General features: G+C 61.4%; 18 protein-coding genes and 1 riboswitch. Of the genes, 13 read left to right on the top strand and 5 right to left on the bottom strand.

All coding sequences use genetic code 11. From position 1 onward, the window contains the following. The 5 genes from AC3WLP_RS16125 to AC3WLP_RS16105 form a co-directional block, all read left to right on the top strand. The coding region (locus AC3WLP_RS16125) for a multicopper oxidase domain-containing protein (protein ID WP_158249199.1) at window positions 1-659 on the top strand (659 nt) is incomplete at its 5' end. Then, window positions 656-1,039, top strand: a complete 384-nt coding sequence (locus AC3WLP_RS16120; RefSeq protein ID WP_088513623.1) for a hypothetical protein — start codon at window positions 656-658, stop codon at window positions 1,037-1,039. The genes AC3WLP_RS16125 and AC3WLP_RS16120, both read left to right, overlap by 4 nt. Next, a complete protein-coding gene (locus AC3WLP_RS16115) occupies window positions 1,029-1,964 on the top strand; it encodes a copper resistance protein B (protein ID WP_012051071.1) in 936 nt (311 codons plus the stop codon). Before AC3WLP_RS16120 ends, AC3WLP_RS16115 begins: the two co-directional genes overlap by 11 nt. 9 nt (window positions 1,965-1,973) lie before the next feature. Next, complete coding sequence (locus tag AC3WLP_RS16110) at window positions 1,974-2,747, top strand: c-type cytochrome (protein WP_088513622.1); 774 nt, start codon at window positions 1,974-1,976, stop codon at window positions 2,745-2,747. Between the two features lie 497 nt (window positions 2,748-3,244). Continuing rightward, window positions 3,245-3,709, top strand: coding sequence for a hemerythrin domain-containing protein (locus tag AC3WLP_RS16105; RefSeq protein WP_014755187.1), 465 nt, complete (start codon window positions 3,245-3,247; stop codon window positions 3,707-3,709). Window positions 3,710-3,885: 176 nt separating this feature from the next. Here the strand turns inward: AC3WLP_RS16105 and AC3WLP_RS16100 are convergent, their stop codons facing one another. Continuing rightward, window positions 3,886-6,063, bottom strand: coding sequence for a TonB-dependent siderophore receptor (locus AC3WLP_RS16100; RefSeq protein WP_047605332.1), 2,178 nt, complete (start codon window positions 6,061-6,063; stop codon window positions 3,886-3,888). Window positions 6,064-6,244: 181 nt separating this feature from the next. Here AC3WLP_RS16100 and AC3WLP_RS16095 point away from each other — a divergent pair, with 181 nt between their 5' ends. The 3 genes from AC3WLP_RS16095 (at window position 6,245) to AC3WLP_RS16085 (ending at window position 9,259) form a co-directional block, all read left to right on the top strand. After that, window positions 6,245-6,937, top strand: coding sequence for a response regulator transcription factor (locus AC3WLP_RS16095; protein WP_012051067.1), 693 nt, complete (start codon window positions 6,245-6,247; stop codon window positions 6,935-6,937). After that, window positions 6,937-8,265 carry a HAMP domain-containing sensor histidine kinase gene (locus tag AC3WLP_RS16090; protein WP_088513621.1) on the top strand — a complete coding sequence of 443 codons (1,329 nt, stop codon included), beginning with the start codon at window positions 6,937-6,939 and terminating at the stop codon, window positions 8,263-8,265. Before AC3WLP_RS16095 ends, AC3WLP_RS16090 begins: the two co-directional genes overlap by 1 nt. Window positions 8,266-8,365: 100 nt before the next feature. After that, window positions 8,366-9,259, top strand: coding sequence for an alpha/beta hydrolase (locus AC3WLP_RS16085; protein ID WP_047605330.1), 894 nt, complete (start codon window positions 8,366-8,368; stop codon window positions 9,257-9,259). Between the two features lie 21 nt (window positions 9,260-9,280). Here the strand turns inward: AC3WLP_RS16085 and AC3WLP_RS16080 are convergent, their stop codons facing one another. Further along, on the bottom strand, window positions 9,281-10,261 hold the full coding sequence (locus AC3WLP_RS16080; protein ID WP_088513620.1) for a zeta toxin family protein: 981 nt from the start codon (window positions 10,259-10,261) through the stop codon (window positions 9,281-9,283). Window positions 10,262-10,410: 149 nt separating this feature from the next. Beyond that, window positions 10,411-10,552: riboswitch (FMN riboswitch) on the top strand. A gap of 80 nt (window positions 10,553-10,632) precedes the next feature. On the opposite strand from AC3WLP_RS16080, the gene ribB reads away from it, so the two are divergent. The 5 genes from ribB (at window position 10,633) to AC3WLP_RS16055 (ending at window position 16,862) form a co-directional block, all read left to right on the top strand. Continuing rightward, complete coding sequence (ribB, locus tag AC3WLP_RS16075) at window positions 10,633-11,283, top strand: 3,4-dihydroxy-2-butanone-4-phosphate synthase (RefSeq protein WP_003255379.1); 651 nt, start codon at window positions 10,633-10,635, stop codon at window positions 11,281-11,283. Window positions 11,284-11,448: 165 nt separating this feature from the next. Further along, window positions 11,449-11,691 (top strand): exodeoxyribonuclease VII small subunit, encoded by a 243-nt coding sequence (locus AC3WLP_RS16070; protein WP_003255380.1) that lies wholly within the window; start codon window positions 11,449-11,451, stop codon window positions 11,689-11,691. After that, window positions 11,688-12,575 carry a (2E,6E)-farnesyl diphosphate synthase gene (gene ispA, locus AC3WLP_RS16065; protein WP_014862077.1) on the top strand — a complete coding sequence of 296 codons (888 nt, stop codon included), beginning with the start codon at window positions 11,688-11,690 and terminating at the stop codon, window positions 12,573-12,575. The genes AC3WLP_RS16070 and ispA overlap by 4 nt, the downstream gene beginning before the upstream one ends. 177 nt (window positions 12,576-12,752) lie before the next feature. Beyond that, window positions 12,753-14,648: a 1-deoxy-D-xylulose-5-phosphate synthase gene (dxs, locus tag AC3WLP_RS16060; protein ID WP_003255384.1), complete on the top strand. Its 1,896-nt coding sequence runs from the start codon at window positions 12,753-12,755 to the stop codon at window positions 14,646-14,648. Between the two features lie 342 nt (window positions 14,649-14,990). Further along, window positions 14,991-16,862, top strand: a complete 1,872-nt coding sequence (locus AC3WLP_RS16055) for a TonB-dependent receptor domain-containing protein (protein ID WP_088513619.1) — start codon at window positions 14,991-14,993, stop codon at window positions 16,860-16,862. Here the strand turns inward: AC3WLP_RS16055 and AC3WLP_RS16050 are convergent. From AC3WLP_RS16050 to ribA, 3 genes are read right to left on the bottom strand one after another with little or no spacing between them, the layout of a single operon-like run. Beyond that, window positions 16,840-17,652, bottom strand: coding sequence for a cobalamin-binding protein (locus AC3WLP_RS16050; RefSeq protein ID WP_012051060.1), 813 nt, complete (start codon window positions 17,650-17,652; stop codon window positions 16,840-16,842). The two genes, AC3WLP_RS16055 and AC3WLP_RS16050, sit on opposite strands and share 23 nt — an antisense overlap. Next, window positions 17,652-18,071: a hypothetical protein gene (locus tag AC3WLP_RS16045; protein WP_003255388.1), complete on the bottom strand. Its 420-nt coding sequence runs from the start codon at window positions 18,069-18,071 to the stop codon at window positions 17,652-17,654. Before AC3WLP_RS16045 ends, AC3WLP_RS16050 begins: the two co-directional genes overlap by 1 nt. Next, on the bottom strand, window positions 18,068-18,685 hold the full coding sequence (gene ribA / locus AC3WLP_RS16040; protein WP_003255389.1) for a GTP cyclohydrolase II: 618 nt from the start codon (window positions 18,683-18,685) through the stop codon (window positions 18,068-18,070). The genes AC3WLP_RS16045 and ribA overlap by 4 nt, the downstream gene beginning before the upstream one ends. Between the last annotated feature and the right edge of the window lie 166 nt (window positions 18,686-18,851).

Below are 18,851 nucleotides of genomic sequence, written 5' to 3'. Positions count from 1 at the left end.
GCATGGACCACGGCAGCATGGCCGGCATGGATCACAGCAAGATGGCTGGCATGGACCACGGCAGCATGGCCGGCATGGATCACAGCAAGATGGCTGGCATGGACCACGGCAGCATGGCCGGCATGAGTAAGGAAATGCAGAGTCATCCAGACTCAGAGCTCAACAACCCATTGGTCGACATGCAGACGATGACCCCGACGGCAAAATTGGATGACCCGGGCATCGGGCTACGTAACAACGGCCGCCGCGTCCTGACCTATGCAGACCTGCGGAGCACCTTCATCGACCCAGATGGACGAGAGCCTAGCCGGAATATCGAGCTGCACCTGACGGGTCACATGGAGAAATTCGCCTGGTCCTTCGACGGCATCAAGTTTTCCGATGCCGCCCCCCTGCGCCTCAAGTACGGAGAGCGCCTTCGTATCACCTTGATTAACGACACCATGATGACTCACCCCATCCACCTTCATGGCATGTGGAGCGACCTGGAGGATGAGAACGGCAACTTCATGGTTCGAAAACACACCATCGACATGCCACCAGGCTCAAAACGAAGCTATCGCGTAACTGCGGATGCTTTGGGGCGTTGGGCCTATCACTGTCACCTCATGTTCCATATGGAAACGGGCATGTTCCGAGAAGTCCGTGTGGACGAATGAACGGGAGATCCGAGATGAGCAAACCAATGAAACGAAGCACGTTTTTCCTCTCCGCTGCGATGGCTGGCCTGTTTGCTATTTATGCCCCGTTGTCGTGGTCCAGCGATGACCATGAGCAGCACGCCCAGAAAACTGCCGATACTGCGAAAGGCAAAGGTTCCCAGGGCATGGATCATGGATCCATGATGGGTATGGATCATGACTCGATGAAGGGCATGGATCATGAATCCATGATGGGTATGGACCATGACTCGATGAAGGGCATGGATCATGAATCCATGATGGGTATGGACCATGACTCGATGAAGGGCATGGACCACAAAAAAATGATGGAATCACATGGCAGCGACAAAGCTAAGGCAGGGAAAGATGGCCAATAGCTTGGCGCGACCATCGCTGCTGGCCTTGACCCTTTCAGCCGGCATGCTAGGCGCTGTGCCCAGCTTTGCCGCTGACGAAATGGACCATTCGGCAATGGGGCACGGGTCCATGAAAATGAGCAGGGCCCCGTCGCATGACTCGATGGCAGGCATGGACCATGGGGCGATGGATCACTCTACGATGAACCATGGCTCTGGCGAGCCTGCGACCAGCAGCCGTACCCCGATTCCCGAACTAACGGACGCGGACCGCCAAGCGGCCTTCCCCCCACTGGGCGGGCATCAGATGCACGACAGCGCGATCAACAGCTTCTTCTTGCTGGATCAACTGGAGTATCAGGACGCAGACGACGGCAGCGCGCTGTCGTGGGACGCTTCTGGCTGGATAGGCGGCGATATCAACCGGCTCTGGCTCCGCTCCGAAGGTGAACGCACTAACGGCGTCACTGAGGATGCCGAGCTGCAAGTCCTCTATGGCCGTTCTATAAGCCCCTGGTGGGATGTGGTTGCCGGGGTGCGCCAGGACTTCAAACCCGAATCCCCCCAGACCTGGGCGGCGTTCGGTATTCAGGGTATGGCACTTTACGACTTCGAAGCCGAAGCCACTGCATTCATCGGTGAAAACGGTCAGACCGCCGCTCGCCTGGAAGGCGACTACGACATTCTCCTGACTAATCGCCTCGTCCTGCAGCCAACAGTTGAAGCCAATTTCTATGGCAAGAACGATCCCGCGCGCGACGTAGGTTCCGGCCTCGCGAATACCGAAGTCGGACTGCGGCTACGGTATGAAATCGTCCGTCAGTTCGCACCCTACATAGGCGTCACCTGGAGCCGCTCCTACGGCAAAACCGCAGACTTCATCCGCGATGAGGGTGGGGATGTGGATGAAGCGCGTTTCGTTGCCGGTATTCGCATGTGGTTTTGAGAGCCTTACATGAAAAGAACAATTACAACGCTCGTAGTAGCGGGTGCCGCGGCCAGTGCAGGGGTATTGGGTGCAGCTTACCTTGGCCTGGTCAACATCGGCGCTGACGATCCGCATTTCCCTGCAGTGCATGCATTTCTGGTCATGGCTCGGGATCGCTCCATTGAGGTACGCGCACGAAACATCGAGGTACCGAACCTCAAGGATGAAAACCTGATTCGTGTCGGCGCCGGCAACTACAACGCCATGTGCATCGGTTGCCATCTTGCCCCTGGCGTCGAGAAAACAGAGCTCAGCCAGGCGCTTTATCCGTCTCCTCCCAACCTTGGCAAGCTTGGGGTCGGTGGTAAACCCGCCGTAGCATTCTGGACCATCAAGCACGGCATCAAAGCCTCTGGCATGCCTGCCTGGGGCAAGAGCATGGGCGATGAGTACATCTGGGGACTCGTTGCATTTCTGGATCAACTACCCCAGATGAACGCCCAACAGTACAACGCGATGGTAGCGATCAGTGGCGGTCACCAGCATGGTGGAGGTGAAAGTGAAATGCACAGCCATGAAGGCCAACACGGCGACAACGTGCCCAATCACCCTGCAGAGGCAGTCTCGGGGAGAGATCATCATGACAGGGGACATGCACAGGCACACCATCCCAAATCACCATCACCAGAGCCCGCACCTGAACACCACGGCCATGACGAAACTGGCAGTGATCACCACTCAAAGCCGGCTCAGAAGAAGCCTATTCACCGTGATGGTGCGGAACATACCCATGAAGGCTAATTACGATCCGCCCATGAGTCAGCCGTCATAAGTCGCGGAAAAAGCCGGTCAAAAACGACCCAAAAGTGGCGGATCTCAACGCTTTAAAAAGGTTAAAACCAATACTAATCATATGGATAGTCTTTAAAAACCAACCATAAGCCGGCTTTTTAATTTAACAAGCCTTTAAAAACAGCAGTCACAATCCGCGGGTATCCAACCCCGACCTACGTGCATAGCACGCAGCCCCTTGCACCTCCTGCTGTGCTCAGCCCCCCCCCGCTGTTCAAGGACAGCACGCTAGCGATCCTGGTGTGTCTGCGTCTTCTTGCAATGCATATAGGCATCAAATTGATATTTCGAAATCTTCCAAGGGGGCGGTTTTTTTGAAGGTGAGCGTTTCGCACTAGACTATAATTAAAGGATTAGATGTAGACCGACACGTGCAGCTGTCCTTGGAGATTGCTTAATAATAATATTTAATCTGTAACGGCTTGGTGTAGTGATGAGGACTTAGCATGAACGCCTTGTTGAAAGAGCTGCACGCCTATCATCATGAGGTGGCTACCAAAATTACTCAGATCAAAGAATTACTGGAGAGGATAAGGCACGGATCCGCGGGTGCCGGTGACTGCAAGCTGTTGTTTAAGCAGCTGGAAGCCTTGCATGGTGATGCAGAGCGACACCACCATGAAAATGAAGAGCTTATTCGGCTGGCCTTGCTGGCAACCGACGCACCGATTCACCAACGGGTCATGGCTATCGAGCAAGATCATAAAGCCTTCAAGCGAATTGCCGGACAGCTCAAGATGTTGGAGCAGTCAACGCAAGAGGCGAGAGTAATCGCCGACACGATCGAAGACTTCATCAAGAAATATTATGACCATATGGATGCCGAGGAGAATATTTTCTTTCCGGTGGCAGACAAGTGGTTGTCAGACACCCAATGGCAGGAAATAAAGCATCAATGGCACCCCTCGTAGATTTAATTTTCTTGAATTAAAAGCACGCTACTTATTAACACGCGGCCTCACAACTTAATGGCCCTGATACCCGAGGGTGCAGATACGCTCCCACGTTTCTCATCATTCAGCCTCAAGGCCGCGCCCTTTGCCGGCGCGGCCTTGTTTTACGGCGCACCTAGCAGCCACAGACTTCGTCAGAAGTCATACCGCGCCCCAACCATCATGCTGCGCGACGGCCCGTAGAAGTTGAACGTCGAGGTAGACCCCACCCGCGACAGGTAGTCCCGGTCGAACAGGTTATTGACGTTGAGGGTGGCCGTCAGCTTCGAAGTCACCGGGTAAGACAGCATCGCATCCACCGTGGCATAGCCCGGTGCATCGATACGCACGCCGCCACTCTCGGAATGGAAGTTGCTCATCGCCGATATACCGCCACCCACGGCCAAGCCGGTCAGCGGCCCTTGGCTGATGGTGTACTTGCTCCAAAGCGAAGCCTGGTTGCGCGGCATGATGAAGAACGTGGTTTCGGCGTCCCCCTTGACGGTTTCGGTCTCCATCCACGTGTAGCCAGCCAGCAGTTCCCAGTTTGGCGTCAGCTTGCCGCTCACTTCCACTTCCGCGCCCTTCACGCGGGTCTTGCCGGATGCAACGGAGTCGGTGGTGGCCACACCATCAGCATCGTATACGGTGGTAGCGCGGTTCTTGTCGGTCAGGCGGAATACCGAGAAGCGCGTATTCAAGTCGCCGCCAAAGTAGCTGCTCTTGAGGCCGAACTCGTACTGCTCGCCTTCACGCGGTTTCAGCACCCGACCATTGCTGTCAGTGTCGGACTGCGGCTTGAACACCTGCGAATAGCTGGCGTACAGCGCGTGGTTGTCGGTCAGGTCATAGACCAGGCCACCATAAGGGGTGAAGTGGCCGTCGACGCGTTTGCTGTCATTGGTGGTGGCGCCGCTGCTAAGGGTGGTGGTGTAGAAGTCACCGCGATACCAGCTGAAGCGGCCACCGGCAATCAGCGCCAGGCGTTCCACCGGGCGGAAGGTCACTTTGGAGTACAGGCCGTACTCCTCTTCCTGCATGCCGGTCTCGGTGCTGTAGTTGGGCGACGGCTTGGCGAACTGCTTCGGCGAGTAAGTATTCACGTTGATCGCGCCGAGATTGGTGGTGCCGTTGAGGTACTCGGTGTCGTAGTTCTTGTAGTCACTCCCGACCACAAACTCGCTTACCTGCCCGAAGGTCTCGAACGGCTGGCTGTAGCTGGCGTCCAGCGAATAAGTGTCTTGCGTGAAATCACGGGCGCTGGCGCGCTCGGAGTTGGCGCCTGTGGTGGCATTGGTTGCAGTGAAGGCGTACAGATAGTTGGTGTCGCGGTGCGAGCCACGAGCCGCGACACGGCCGTAACCGCCATTGTCGAAGCGGTGGGTCAGCTCGGCGACCAAGTCGGTGGTCTTGCCGTCGAAGTAGTTCCAGTCGGCGCCCAGGAAACGCGAATGGCTGAAGTCGGGCACCTCGCCGGACAACGTGGCCGGGTAGCCGTTGTGCGGGGTGATGTTCTTCACTTCATGCATCAGGCCGAACGACAGAGTGGTGGCGTCGTCCAGGTCGATGTCCAGCGCACCGTAGTAGGTGTTGCTGGTGTTGGCGTTGTAGTCCACTTCACCATTGGTGTCGTCACGGGATGCGATGAAGCGCCCGCGCACGCGACCGGCCTCGTCCAGCGGCCCGCTCAGGTCGATTTCCTCATGATTGGTGTCCCAGGTGCCGTAGCTGCCTTCGATATGCCCCTGAAACTCGGCGGTCGGGCGCTTGCGCACCATGTTGACGATGCCACCCAGCTCGCTGGTACTGCTGAACAGCCCGGCCGGCCCGCGCATGATTTCGACGCGATCGAACGCCGCCAACGACGGGACAGTACCGAAGATGCTGGCCATGGGCGCCGGCAGGCCGTCGATATTGAACTCGCTGTACTCGTAGCCACGGGCGTAGATCGACGAGCGGCCGCTGTCATTGGTCAGGGTGCGCAGGCCAGCGGTGTACTTGGCCAGGTCATCCAGGTGCACGAACTGGCGATCCTTGACGTAGTCCTGGGTGTAGACGGTGATCGACTGCGGGATGTCCTTGAGCGCTGCCGGCGTCTTGGTGCCCACGGTAGCGGCGTCGACGCTGTAACCGCCGGTTTCTTCCGAAGGCAGCATGTCGTACAGGCGGTTGCCTTCGATGGTCAATGCAGGCAGATCAAGCGAGTTGTCTTCGGCCGCCACCTGGGCCGCTACCGTTTCGGCCACTGCCGATAAAGAAAACGGCGCCAGCAACCCCAGCGCCAGCCATCCCCGAACCCGCTGTAAGCTGCCCACACTTTTGAAACCGGTCATGACACACCCTTCGCCCAAATGATATTGAATCGCAAACGAAACAAGTTGCTTTTTGCGAACGATACCGGAGCGAAAACCAGGGTGCAGCAGGATTAACCTTCTTAACACATCAAGCCGTTGCCCTTTCCCTGCAGCCAGTGGGATGATTCGCAACTGATAAAAGTTCTCATCAAGGCTCGCCGTGCCCACCTCACTTCTCCTTGCCGAAGACGACCCACGCCTGCTTCAGGACCTGGACCGTCATTTCCGCAACCGCGGTTTCCAGGTGCACGCCTGCGCCAGCGGCACCCAGGCCCTGAATGCCATACAGCAATCGCAGTTTGAACTGGTGCTGCTGGACATCATGCTGCCAGGCATCGACGGCCTCAGCCTGCTCGACGCCCTGCGCCGCCAGCAGGCCGTGCCGGTCATGCTGATGTCGGCACTAGGAGCCGAGCAGGATCGCATCAGCGGCTTCACCCGTGGTGCAGACGACTACCTGCCCAAGCCCTTCAGCCTGGCAGAGCTGGACGCACGGGTAGATGCCTTGCTGCGTCGCGTGGCATTCGATCGTGGTACGGCGCTGCGTCCCGACGTGGGGGAGGTGATGCTGGACCACGACCGCCAGGACGTTATCCACAACGGCAACGCCGCTGGCCTTACCGCTTCCGAATTCCGCTTGCTGGTCACGCTGCTGGCCCACCCCGACGAAGCGTTGAGCAAGCCCTTCCTGTACCAGACCGTGCTGCACAGGGCCTATACCCGACTGGACCGAGGCCTGGATGTGCATGTGTGCAACCTGCGCCGCAAACTGGCCGACATCAACGCCCAGCACCTGCAGATCCAGGCCGTGCGTGGCCAAGGGTACATCCTGGTCGACACGGAGCAGACCTGATGCGTCGCCACCCGTTGCTGTGGAAACTGGCCTTGCTGCAAGTCAGCTTCTGCCTGTTGCTGATCTGGCTCATCTGGACCTGGGGCCTTTCGGTGGAACGCAGTACCTATTTTCTGTCCCAGGCCGACCAGGACTACCTGGCGCGTTATGCTCAACAGGCCGAACAGGCGTGGGAGCAGGACGGCGCAGCCGGCACCGAAGCCTGGCGCAAGCAGGTGGCACTGGCCGAGGACACCTGGGTGGCCGTGATAGGTCCACACCTTCAGAGCCTTGGCACCACCCCGCTGAGCGCCGAGGAAGCCAGCCACCTGACATTCATGCGCAAGCTCGACTGGCCGATGAGCCGGCGCCTGCAGGATGAATTGCCATACGTCAGCATCGAATTTCCGCAACACCCCGAGCATGGCCGCCTGGTGCTGCAACTGCCCGAACGGCTGCTACCCACAGGCCTGACACCCTGGACCCATGTGGTGACTCATGGCGTTGCCCCCGCGCTGCTGGCCCTGCTGCTGGGCCTTGCGCTATACCGGCACCTTGTCGTGCCGCTGAACCGCCTGCGCGACCGCGCCGACGCCCTGCGGGCCGATGACCTTGACAGCCCCGCCCTGCCCCTGCAGCAACGCCGTGATGAGCTGGGCGAACTGGCTCAGGCCTTCGAGCACATGGCCGGGCGCCTGCGCCAGAGCCTTGAGCAACAGCGCCTGCTGTTGCGCACGCTGTCTCACGAACTGCGCACGCCGCTGGCGCGGCTGCGCATCGCCCATGACAGCGACTTGCCACCGCCGCAGTTGCGCGAGCGCCTGGACCGTGAGGTGGCCGACATGCAGAAGTTGCTGGAAAACACCCTCGACCTGGCGTGGATGGACACCGAACAACCCAGCCTGTCGACCGAGCCGGTATTGGTGCTTTCCGTGTGGGAAGCCTTGTGCGAGGACGTCTGTTTCGAAAGCGGCTGGGACCGTGCGCGCCTGCCGTGTTCACTTGGCACTGACTGCCTGCTGCAGGCCCATCTGGACAGTCTGGCCCAGGCCCTGGAAAACCTGTTGCGCAATGCCATTCGCCACTCGCCGACCGAAGGCCGGGTCAGCCTTGATGGCTGGCGCGAGGGCGCATGCTGGCACCTGCGCCTGAGCGACCAAGGGCCAGGCGTACCGGATACCGACCTTGAGCGCATTTTCAAGCCCTACCAGCGCCTGGCCGACAGTGGCGCAGGCTTCGGCCTGGGCCTGGCTATCGCCCGCCGCGCCATCGAACTGCAAGGCGGGCGGTTGTGGGCCAGCAATGGGCACCCGGGCCTGTACCTGCACATGACCTTGCCTGCGGCCTGAGACTGTTTAGAAAGTTAATGCGCTTTACGCTCGATCGGGACTGGTTATCATCTGGGCGCTCAAGCCTTGCGCTCCTTGCAAAGCCCTGACGAGACGCCCGATGAGCAAGAAGACCCTGATGCTGGCCTTGGCACTTGCCCTGGCGGCCCCTCTTGTCCTGGCCCAGCCCGAGCATGACCAGAAGATGGACACGTCGGTGTTACAGCGCCAGGACCTGGCCTATCACTTCAGCCAGCTTGATCTGGACTCGGCCGATGGCCTGCGTCACTACCGCCTGTGGGTTGGCAAGCCGAATCGTCCAGCGCCAGCATCGGGGTACCCGGTGCTGTGGATGCTCGATGGGAATGCTGCACTGGGGACGCTGGATCAGCAGCAACTGGACAGGCTCGCCGCGGGCCAGGCGCCCCTGCTGGTGGCGGTGGGTTACCGGACCGAACTGCGCATCGACAGGGCCGGCCGCACGCTGGACTATACCCCGGCGCTGCCGGAGCAGGTGCAGCAGCGTGATCCGCTGACCGGCCAGCCCAGCGGCGGGGTCGATGCGTTCCTGAAGCTTCTGACCGGGCGCATGCGCACGATGGTGTCGGCTGTGGCGCCGATCGATCCGCAACGACAGACGCTGTGGGGGCACTCCTATGGTGGCCTGGCTGTGCTTCACGCACTGTTTACCTGCCCCGGCGAATTCAGCCTTTACGCTGCTGCCAGCCCGTCACTGTGGTGGCGCGATGGTGTGATTGTCCGGGAGGCGCAAGGACTTTCCTCACGCCTGGGGGAGGCGCGCCCGCACCTGTTGCTGATGCGCGGCGGGCAGGAGCCCGCCAGCCCGCATGGTTCGCCGCACGAGAACGACGAGTTGCCTGCGCGCCAACTGGCGGCAGATCTGGCCGCGATCAAAGGTCTCGACGTGCGCTTTGAGCGCTTCGAGGGTCTGGGGCATGGGCCCATGCTGGGCGCCTCCCTGCGCAGGGTGATCGAAGGCATGTCTGGCCAGTGACCAGCCCTGTGCCTGCCCGGCTCAACGTTGCGCGTACTTGAGCACGTACAGGCACAGCTCGCGGTAGACATCGACAGGCAACTGCGACATCAGCCTCTGAGCCTGGCCGAGGGTTTTGCAATTGAGTTCGGCCATCGCCCGACGGTGTTCCGAACCCAGCAGGCCGGCATGCACCACCTGCGCATATTGAATATAGGAACAGGGGAAATCGGCCTGGGGACTGCGCTGGACCTTGAAGTTGATCTTCAGGTCTGCCCCGCGGAAGAATGCTCTGCCCTGGTAGGTCTGCTGGGGCACGAGGAGCCCTTTTTCAGGACAGGTGCTGTGACAGACCGGCAGGCTGTTCTTTTCCGTCTCCAGGCCACGTCGATAGATCACGATTTCGGAACCCGGTACCTCGATACAGGCGTTTTCGAAAGCATCGATGATGGACCTGCCATTGATTTGCGCCTCTTCGATCTGCGTCAGGCTGACCACACGCTCGAGCTCATGATTGCCAACACTGTTGACCACACGATCCAGGGTCGACCAGTGGCTGAATTCTTTCTGACACGCAATCAGATGGACCTCGCTCTGATAGCCCTTCTGGGCGGCATCAAGTGGAAAATCAGCGAAATGAGGGCTGTCTAGCGCGGTCTCCATGATGATGTTGTATTTGTTTTCCATCGCATACGAGCAAATCATTGCCCCCAGGCGCCAGATGAACGGCTCGGTATGCTCGTAGACATGCAGCACGCCTTTGTCTTCCATCGCCCGATAATGAGGGTGCAGTTCTCGAAAATGGGTTTCGTAAAGGCGCACATAATTGTCGTAGCGCCCGCTCTTCAACAGCGTTTTTTCCAGCAAGTACGTTTTACCCGAGCCCTGTGCACCGGCAATGATGAGCATTTTGGGCTTGAGCACGCCGTCGACGTAGTCGCGTTTCTTGTCGAACAATGTGTCGACGACCTTTCTGAATGCGAGATGGAGATCGGTATCGGTAAAGGGATAGAGAGAGGACATGACGGTTCGTTTCCTAGTTTTGCCAAAGTGACCGTCACGAAGGTAGGCGCTGCGGCAAGTGCAAAGGGGTAGATGGTTACTGCTGCAAGTCTCGTCGAAGGTAGTAGAGCCGCGGGTTGCCACTGGGGTGGCCCTGTGCTGTATGCTGGGTCGGTCTTCAGGGCGGGGTGTAAGTCCCCACCGGCGGTAAATCGAAAGATGAGCCCGCGAGCGCCCCGACCATGTCGGGGGTCAGCAGATCTGGTGCAACTCCAGAGCCGACGGTCATAGTCCGGATGAAAGAAGGCGTCATGCAGGGGCCATCCGGGCGCCCTTGCGCGCGCATTTTGTTCGCCCCGAGACGTTCATCGATCATTCACGAGGAGCGTTTCATGTTCACCCAGCACCACACGCAATTTCCCACTGTTTCCGCCGCCATCGCCGCCTTCCAGGCCGGGCGCCCTGTACTGTTGCTCGACGATGACGACCGCGAGGACGAAGCGGACATCATTGCCGCCGCCGAGAACATTACGCTGCAGACCATGGCCATGATGATTCGCGATTGCAGCGGCATCGTCTGCCTGTGCCTGGACGAAGCCACCGTCGACGAACTGCAACTGGCACCCATGGTGCAGAACAACCAGGCCCGCCACGGCACCGGTTTCACCGTCACCATCGAGGCGGCCGAAGGTATCACCACCGGGGTTAGCGCCCAGGACCGCATCACCACCATTGACGCAGCACTGCGCTCCAGCGCCGAACAGCGCCATATCGTCAGCCCGGGGCATGTTTTTCCGCTGCGCGCCCGCAATGGCGGTGTGCTGACCCGCCGTGGGCACACCGAAGGTTCGGTAGACCTGGCGCGCCTGGCCGGCCTGCGCCCGGCAGCGGTCTTGTGCGAGCTGATGAACCCCGATGGCAGCATGGCCCGTGGCGAGCAGGTGGCGGTATATGCACGGCAGTACAATTTGCCGGTGCTGACCATCGAGGAGCTGGCGCGGTACCGTGAGGCGATGCTGGAACGGGAAGCAGAGCCGGCCTGATCCACCGAACCGGGACGCTTTGCGGTCCTTGTGAGAGCGGCCCTTTCGCGACACAGGGCCGCTCCTCCATCGGTCTGTATCAGCCGATGCAGTTGCCGGAAGTTTGCTCCCCCCGCCCCGCTCTGCTAGTGTCGCGCCGTTCTGAATGCCACCGAGACAGTCGCCATGGCCCGCAAAAAAGCCTCCCTCGATTTCGAGCAATCCCTCGCAGACCTGCAAGCACTGGTCGAGCGCCTGGAGAACGGCGAGTTGTCGCTGGAAGAGTCGCTGGCCGCCTTTGAACAAGGCATCGCCCTGACCCGTGACTGCCAGGGCGCCCTGGCCCAGGCCGAACAGAAGGTGCAAATTCTGCTGGAGCGCGACGGTGAACTGGCTGCCCAGCCCTTCGACGCGGAGCCGGAAGCATGATTGGCACCTACCAGGCCAGTTGCCAGGCCCGAGTCGACGCAGCCCTCGAACCGCTGTTCATCGCCCCGAGCAAAGAGCTGGAACGCCTCTACGCCGCCATGCGCTACAGCGTGATGAACGGCGGCAAACGCGTGCGCCCGCTGTTGGCCTATGCGGCCTGCGAAGCCTTGGGCGCCCCGGCCGAACAAGCCAACGGCGCAGCCTGCGCGGTAGAGCTGATCCATGCTTACTCGCTGGTGCATGACGACCTCCCGGCCATGGACGACGACGACCTGCGTCGCGGCCAGCCGACCACCCACAAGGCGTTTGACGAAGCGTGCGCAATCCTCGCGGGCGACGGTTTGCAGAGCCTGGCTTTCAGTGCCCTGCTCGACCCATGCCTGAGCCCTCAGATCGACAGCATTCGCCTGGCCATGGTTCAGGTACTGGCCAAAGCTGCCGGCCCGGCCGGCATGGTTGGCGGCCAGGCGATCGATCTCGGTTCGGTGGGCCAGAAGCTGGACCAGCAGGCGCTGGAGTTCATGCACCGGCACAAGACCGGCGCGCTGATCGAAGCCAGCGTACGCCTCGGCGCCCTGGCCAGTGCCCGTGCCGAACAGGCGCAGCTGGATGCCCTGCAGACTTATGCACAGGCCATTGGCCTTGCATTCCAGGTGCAGGACGACATCCTCGACGTGGAAAGCGACACTGCTACCTTGGGCAAACGCCAAGGTGCAGACATAGCGCGTGACAAACCGACGTACCCGGCCCTGCTGGGCCTGGAAGCCGCCAAAGTCTATGCAATCGAACTGCGCGACCAGGCGCTGGCTGCACTGCAAGGATTCGGCGAAACGGCCGAACCGCTGCGGGCACTGGCGCGTTACATCGTCGAACGCCGTAACTAAACAGCTTCACCTATCCCTGTAGGAGCGGGTTTACCCGCGAATGCGATCTTGAATTTGCCGACGCATTCGCGGGTAAACCCGCCCCCACAGGGGACCGCGTAACCTGTGGTCGAATGGGCACTTTTCCCACAATGGGGTAAACTGCCGCGTCTTCACACACCTATAACGACTCGCCTGATGCCCACGACGTTTCAAGAGATCCCCCGCGAACGCCCGGTCACGCCGTTGCTCGACCGCGCTGACACGCCTGCCGGCCTGCGCCGGTTGGCCGAAGCCGACCTGGAGACGCTGGCCGACGAACTGCGCCAGGAACTGCTCTACACCGTCGGGCAGACCGGTGGGCACTTTGGTGCCGGTCTGGGCGTGATCGAGCTGACCATCGCCCTGCACTACGTGTTCGACACCCCGGACGACCGGCTGGTGTGGGACGTAGGGCACCAGGCCTACCCGCACAAGATCCTCACCGGGCGTCGTAACCGCATGCTCAGCCTGCGCCAGAAGGACGGCATCGCGGCCTTCCCGCGCCGCAGCGAAAGCGAGTACGACACCTTTGGCGTTGGGCACTCCAGCACCTCGATCAGCGCCGCGCTGGGCATGGCCATTGCTGCCCGTCTGCAGAACAGCGCACGCAAGTCGATCGCGGTGATCGGTGATGGCGCGCTGACCGCCGGCATGGCGTTCGAGGCGTTGAACCACGCCCAGGAAGTCAATGCCGACATGCTGGTGATCCTCAACGACAACGACATGTCGATTTCGCGCAATGTCGGCGGCCTGTCCAACTACCTGGCCAAGATCCTCTCCAGCCGCACCTACGCGAGCATGCGCGAAGGCAGCAAGAAAGTGCTGTCGCGGTTGCCAGGCGCCTGGGAAATTGCCCGTCGCACCGAGGAATACGCCAAGGGCATGCTGGTGCCAGGCACGCTGTTCGAAGAGCTGGGCTGGAACTACATCGGCCCGATCGACGGCCACGACCTGCCCACCATGATCGCCACCCTGCGCAACATGCGTGACCTGAAAGGCCCGCAGTTCCTGCATGTGGTGACCAAGAAGGGCAAAGGCTTCGCCCCTGCCGAGATTGACCCGATCGGCTACCACGCCATCACCAAGCTGGAGCCGGCCGACAAGCCGGCCGCGCCGAAGAAAGCCAGCGGCCCCAAATACTCCGCGGTGTTCGGCCAGTGGCTGTGCGACATGGCCGCCGCCGACAACCGCCTGGTGGGCATTACCCCGGCAATGAAGGAAGGCTCGGACCTGGTCGACTTCAGCGAGCGCTACCCAGAGCGCTACTTCGACGTTGCGATCGCAGAGCAGCATGCCGTGACCCTGGCGGCCGGCATGGCCTGCGAGGGCAGCAAGCCGGTGGTGGCGATCTACTCCACCTTCCTGCAGCGTGCCTACGACCAGCTGATCCATGACGTGGCGGTGCAGAACCTCGACGTGCTGTTCGCCATCGACCGCGCCGGCCTGGTCGGCGAGGACGGCCCGACCCACGCCGGCAGCTACGACCTGTCGTACCTGCGCTGCATCCCGGGCATGCTGGTGATGACCCCCAGCGACGAGAACGAACTGCGCAAGATGCTCAGCACCGGCCACCTGTACAACGGTCCGGCCGCTGTACGGTACCCGCGTGGTACCGGCCCGAATGCGCCGATCAGCGGTGACCTGCAACCACTGGAGATCGGCAAGGGTGTGGTCCGCCGCCAGGGCGAGAAAGTGGCCTTGCTGGTGTTCGGCGTACAACTGGCCGAGGCCATGCAAGTGGCCGAACAGATCAACGCCACGGTGGTCGACATGCGCTTCGTCAAGCCGCTGGACGAGGCGCTGGTGCTGGAGCTGGCAGGCAGCCATGAACTGCTGGTAACCATTGAAGAAAACGCCATCATGGGTGGCGCGGGCGCTGCGGTGGGTGAGTTCCTTGCCAGCCAGGCAGTGCTCAAGCCGCTTCTGCACCTGGGGCTGCCGGATATCTATGTCGAGCATGCCAAGCCTGCGCAAATGCTGGCTGAGTGTGGGCTGGATGCGGCCGGGATCGAGGCTTCGGTGAAGGCCCGCATGGTCAAGCTCGGGCTCTAGGGCGCTTTCGCGGGTAAACCCGCTCCTACGACGGCCTGTGCCGAATCACCGGTGCGTTTTCCACCACCGTGGTAGGAGCGGGTTTACCCGCGAATACGGTAGCGCCGGCAACGCTGAACGGCGGTGGAAATTGGCCAGCAGGGCCGGCCCTTTCGCGGGTGAACCCGCTCCTACCTGCGCCCGATCACCGATGTGTGCTCACTGTAGGAGCGGGTTTACCCGCGAATACGGTAGCGCCGGCAACGGTGAACGGCGGGTGGAGATTGGCCAGCAGGCCCTTTCGCGGGTAAACCCGCTCCTACGGGGACAGCACAGTGCTGTGGAAACCCTTTGGAACTGCCTATGAAAAAGTTTGCCTGGGCCACGATTCTCTGTACCCCTACATTCCTTCTGGCCGCTGAGCGCGACGACGCCCTCAAACTCCCCGACGTGCTGATCAGCGCCAGCCGCCAGGTCGAATCGCGTACCGCCACCAGCGCTGCCAACACGGTCTTCACCCGCACCGACATCGACCGCCTGCAACCCACCAGCGTTACCGACCTGCTCTCCCGCGTGCCGGGCGTGCAAGTGGCACCTACCGGTGGCCGTGGTAGCCTGCCGGGCATCTTTATCCGTGGCACCAAGGCCGCGCAAAGTCTGGTGCTGGTCGATGGCGTGCGCATCGCCAATGCCACCTCGGGCGACAGCGGCCTGCAGTTTCTGGACATCGACCAGATCGAGCGCATCGAAGTACTGCGCGGCTCGCGCTCAGCGGTGTACGGCAGCGATGCCATTGGCGGGGTGATCCAGATCTTCACCCGACGCAGCAGTGGCCCCGGTCTGCAGCCACGCCTGCGCATGGCCGCCGGCAGCAACCAGACATTCCAACGCAGCCTGGGGCTTTCTGGCGGCAAGGACACGACCCGCTTCAACCTTGGCGCCAGCCTGGACGAAACTGCCGGCATCGACTCGACCGGGCCATCCTTCGACAGTGATGGTGACCACGACGCCTACCGCAACAAGGCCCTCAACCTGAGCCTGAGTCACACCTTCGGTGAGCGCTTCGAGGCCGGCCTGAACCTGCTCGACAGCCGCGGGCGCAGCGAGTACGACAACCCGTTCGGCGGCTTCGACCCCGTTACCTTCGAGAGCTTCGGTCAACAACCCTACACCGACTTCAGCGTCAGCAGCCTGGGCAGTTACGTTGACGTTCAGGTCACCGAAACCTGGCATTCACGCCTTGAACTGGCCCATGGCGAGAACCGAGACGACAAACGCGACAAGCTCAGCGCTGAGCGCTTCGTTTTCAACACCTACCGCGATCAGGCTACCTGGCAGAACGACCTGGCCCTCGGCGAACAGAACACCATACTGATCGGTGGCGACTGGTACGAAGACCGCGTACACGGCAGTACCGACTTCACTGAGGACAGCCGCTGGAACCGTGCCGTGTTCGCCCAGCACCGCTACCAGGGCGAGCAGATTTCCACTGAGCTGGGGGTGCGCCATGACCGCAACCAACAGTTTGGTGGCCAGACCACCTGGAGCGGCAGCCTGACCGTACCGCTGAACGCGCACAACGATGTGCTGCTGTCCTACAGCGAAGGCTTCCGCGCGCCAACATTCAACGACCTGTATTACCCACAGTTCAGCAACCCGAACCTGGACCCAGAGCACTCCAGAAGCTACGAGCTGCAATGGCGCAGCCAGCTGACTGCAGAGAGCCGGCTGGAGGCTTCGCTGTACCGCACCGACCTGCGCGACGCGATCATCTTTGGCCAGGACTCGATACCCCGCAACGTCGCCTCGGCACGAATCAATGGCGTGGAAATGGCGCTGGCGCAGCAATGGGGCGCCTGGCACAGCCAGCTTGGCCTGGCGCTGATCGACCCACGCGACCGCGACACTGGCCACACCCTCGCCCGCCGCGCCCGCCGCACCTTGAGCCTGGATCTGGACCGTGAGTTCGGGCGTTTCAGCGTGGGTGCCAGCTGGCAGGCGGTCAGCAGCAGTTATGACGATGAGGCCAACCGTAACCGCATCGGTGGCTATGGCCTGCTAGGTTTGCGCGGCAGTTGGGCGGCTAGCGACGAACTGAAACTCGAAGCCAAGCTGGATAACCTGCTGGACCGCAGCTACAGCCGCGCCCTTTACAGCTACGAGGGTGCGTATCACCCTTACCGCGAAGAGGGCCGCACTGTGCTCTTCAGCGTTACCTGGACACCGGCGCTTTAGCGTCCAGCAACGCACACAAGCGAGCGGTGGCTTCGATCATCTGTCCGCTGGGGCGCTCCAGCCCTTTGTCCGGCACCACCAGCAGGCGCCCATCAGCCACCGCTCGAATTTGCGGCCAGGCCTTCCAGCTGGCCAGTTGCGCCTCATCAGTTGCCAGGATGACCTGCGGATTACGCAGCAGCACGGACTCCACATTCACCTGTGGCGCCGGCTGGCCAAGGTCGGCGAACACATTGCGCGCCCCGCACACGGCCAGGGCGTCGGTCACGACCTGCCGGCCACCGAGCGTGTACAACGGCCGATCCCAGACTTGATAAAACACCTGCAAGGGTTCGTCACGCCGATACTGCTGCTGCAGCTGCTGCAGCCGCTCACGCAGGGCTCGCGCGTATGAATGGCCTTGCTCGGCACGCCCGATACGCCCGGCAATGGCCTCTATCTGCTCGATCAGCTGGCTGATGTCGTGGGGTTCGGCGCTGAAGGTGGCGATACCCAGGCGCTTGAGTTGGTCGCGCTGGGCCGGTGGCACACTGCCTGGCCACAGCAGCAACAGGTCGGGGCGCAGGCTGAGCAGGCGCTCCATGTCCAGTTGCCCTTGGCGCCCGACCGAAGGCAAATGGCGCAGCGCAGCCGGCCGTTCGCCACCGTCGAGCACGCCCACCAGCAGGTCGCCTGCCTGCAGCTCAAGCATGATCTCGCTCATCGAGGGGGCCAGACTGACGACACGCAGCGGTTCTGCAGCCAGTACAGTGCAGGCGAACAACGCCAGCAGGCCAGGTAGCAGTCGCATCAGCCCAGCTGGCGCGGAATGCGATAGAGGTACAACACTACAACGGTAGACAATGCGAGGAGGATCTGCGGCACTGCCTCCAGACCGACCAGCACCGACAGTGCGGCGACCCAAGCCGGGAAGCAGGCATACAGCATGGCCATGCGCCGCACCCGCGCCAGTTCGATCCAGGCAGCGGCTTCTTCGCCCGTGCCGAGCACCTTTGAGGTGGCAATAAGTGCGCGCTTGTAGGCACCGAAGCGCGGCAGGCTGAGGAACATGGTGGCCGCACCGGCGATGAACAGTGGCATGGCCAACACCGGGATCAGTGCATCACCGCCCCCAAAGGCCCAAGCCATGACTGGCAGCGGCACCAGGCCCACCGCCAGGTACTGCCACCAGGCCAGCGCCAGGCGCCGCTTGACCTCGGCGCGAGTCACGCCTGGGGCACCTCGCCCTGGTGTTCGTTGCCCAGCATGTGGCCCAACTTTCCGGCCTTGGTCGCCAGGTAGTAGCGGTTGTGCGGGTTATGCCCGGTGTGCAGCGGCACACGCTCGGCAACCACGATGTTCATGTCGGTCAGGGCTTTGACCTTGCGCGGATTGTTGGTCATCAGACGCAGCGACTTCACGCCCAGGTGCTCGAGCATCGGCAGGCATATGGCGTAGTCACGCTGGTCGGCAGCGAAGCCCAGGCGTTCGTTGGCTTCGACGGTGTCGGCGCCACCATCCTGCAGCTCGTAGGCGCGGATCTTGTTCAGCAGGCCGATACCACGGCCTTCCTGACGCAGGTACAACAGCACCCCACGGCCTTCGCGGGCGATGGCCTGCAGCGCGGCTTCCAGCTGCGAACCGCAGTCGCAGCGCTGGCTGAACAGTGCATCGCCAGTCAGACACTCGGAATGCAGGCGCCCCAGTACCGGCTGGCCGTCCGCGATATCACCCAGGCTGAGCACCACATGCTCACGGCCTGTGGCTTCGTCGAGAAAGCCATGCATGGTGAAGGTCGCGAAGGGCGTCGGGAGTTTAGAGGCGGCAACAAAGACGACGGGCACGTTGTGCTCCTGGCATAAGTAGGAAATTTCTCGTGGGCCGATTGTATCAGCAGGTTGGGGGATGTGGGCTGGCTGTATACGGTGGCTTAAGATCGAAAAGTTCGATACTTATTAAAAAGCCATCGCTCAATCACAAGCCCGCTGCCACAGGGGGCCGCGATGTACC

Source organism: Pseudomonas sp. FW305-E2 (assembly GCF_058782925.1).
This window is presented reverse-complemented; position numbering and strand designations above follow the sequence as displayed.